At 71.0% G+C, this 1,899-nt stretch carries 1 protein-coding gene and 2 pseudogenes; 1 reads left to right on the top strand and 2 read right to left on the bottom strand.

What is annotated here, in order from left to right; all coding sequences use genetic code 11:
• Window positions 1-361: pseudogene (locus tag AB0C69_RS41855) on the bottom strand (YjbQ family protein); the annotation flags it as partial.
• A 73-nt stretch (window positions 362-434) separates the two neighbouring features.
• On the bottom strand, window positions 435-632 hold the full coding sequence (locus AB0C69_RS41850; protein WP_185026219.1) for a DUF1918 domain-containing protein: 198 nt from the start codon (window positions 630-632) through the stop codon (window positions 435-437).
• A 319-nt stretch (window positions 633-951) separates the two neighbouring features.
• On the opposite strand from AB0C69_RS41850, the pseudogene AB0C69_RS41845 reads away from it, so the two are divergent.
• Window positions 952-1,899: pseudogene (locus AB0C69_RS41845) on the top strand (pyruvate dehydrogenase (acetyl-transferring), homodimeric type); the annotation flags it as partial.

Below are 1,899 nucleotides of genomic sequence, written 5' to 3'. Positions count from 1 at the left end.
GTCTACCAGCGCCACGGACTGCCACGTCCCCAGCGCGAGCCGCCTGCTCCAGGGCGACGACCGGCAGGGTCGCGAACGGCGGCACGAGCGCGGGCATGACGTGCGAGCGCCCGTGCCCCCGCGATCCGTGCGCGTGCCGCCAGCGGTCGTCCGCGGGCAGCAGGTCGCCCAGGGCCGCCAGCAGGTCGTCGTCGCTGCCGGAGCCCAGCTCGATGATCGCCACACCCGCGGTGGCGTGCGGGCCGAAGACGTGCAGCAGCCCGTCGCCGCCCGCCGAGGCGGCGAAGCGCTCGCATTCCGCCGTGATGTCGTGCACGGCCTCGCCGGTACCGGTGGCCACCCGGACCACGGTGCTCTCCATGGTCCCGTGTCTACCCCATCCGCGGCCCCGGACGCATCCGCGCCCGGACGGATCCGCGGCCGGCGGCGCGCACCTAGCGGGACGCCTTCGCGCGCGGCTCGATGACCGCGTCGGGCCCCGGGTACACCAGCCCCTCGTGGCCGTCGTCGAAGCGGACCAGGAAGGGCGGGCCGCCGTCCGGGCCCCGCACCTCGATGATCTCGCCGGTCCGGTCGGGCTGCCCCACCACGTTGCCGTGCACGTGAAGCCGGTCTCCGGTCTTTCCGTTCATCCTTCCACCCCCAAGCTCGCCGGCCCGCCGCCGGGACGGACCGCGCCGGGCATGTGAGCGCTCGTTCGCTCCCCGCCTCATACGTTCCCCGCCCTCCGCCGGAGGGAATCTCCCGGCCGAGTGAAAAAGGCGGTTCCGGCCGGGTCGGTCCCCGTCCTGACCGGGGAGGATGGTTACTGATTGGTAGAGATGCGTTAGCCGTGATAACCGGCGACGATGGATCACATACCAAGGCGACGAACAGTCTGCCGGGACCGGCGGCCTCCCGCGCGGCGGCCCAGGTCTGACCTGCACAGACGGTAAGGACAGAGGGGACCCCGTGGCTTCCGGACGTCAACGCTTTTCGATCATCAGCGACGGGCTGCCGAGCCAGCTGCCCGACATCAACCCGGACGAGACCCGGGAGTGGCTGGAGTCGCTGGACACGGTCATCAAGACCGAGGGCCGCGGCAGGGCGCGCTACGTGATGCTGCGGCTCCTGGAGAGGGCGCGCGAACTCCAGGTCGGGGTGCCCGGCCTGCGCAGCACCGACTTCATCAACACGATCCCGCCGGAGTCGGAGCCCTGGTTCCCCGGCGACGAGCACGTGGAGCGGCGCATCCGCGCCTACATCCGGTGGAACGCCGCGATCATGGTGTCGCGGGCGAACCGCCCCGAACTCGGCGTCGGCGGCCACATCGCGACCTACGCCTCCGCCGCCTCGCTCTACGAGGTCGGGTTCAACCACTTCTTCCGCGGCAAGGACCACGGCGAGTCCGGCGACCAGGTGTTCATCCAGGGCCACGCCGCTCCCGGCATCTACGCGCGCGCGTTCCTCGAAGGACGGCTGCCCGAGGAGAAGCTCGACGGGTTCCGGCAGGAGCACTCGCACCCCGGCGGCGGCCTGTCGTCCTACCCGCACCCGCGGCTCATGCCGGACTTCTGGGAGTTCCCCACGGTGTCCATGGGCCTGACCGCGATCGACTCGGTGTACCAGGCCCGGTTCAACCGGTACCTCTACAACCGCAAGATCAAGGACACGTCCCGCTCGCACGTGTGGGCGTTCCTCGGCGACGGCGAGATGGGCGAGCCGGAGTCGCTCGGCGCGATCGGCCTTGCCGCCCGCGAGGAGCTCGACAACCTCACCTTCGTCGTCAACTGCAACCTCCAGCAGCTCGACGGCCCGGTGCGCGGCAACGGGAAGATCATCCAGGAGCTGCGCCTCCTCAACCCGGGTGGTGGAACCGTCACCATCGGCAAGGTCACCGGCCATGGCTACGTCCGGAAC

The sequence above is a fragment of the Actinomadura sp. NPDC048032 genome (genome assembly GCF_040653175.1).
In the GTDB taxonomy this organism is placed as follows: domain Bacteria; phylum Actinomycetota; class Actinomycetes; order Streptosporangiales; family Streptosporangiaceae; genus Spirillospora; species Spirillospora verrucosospora.
Note: the sequence above shows the minus strand (reverse complement) of the source record. Positions and strands in the feature narration are given on the sequence as shown.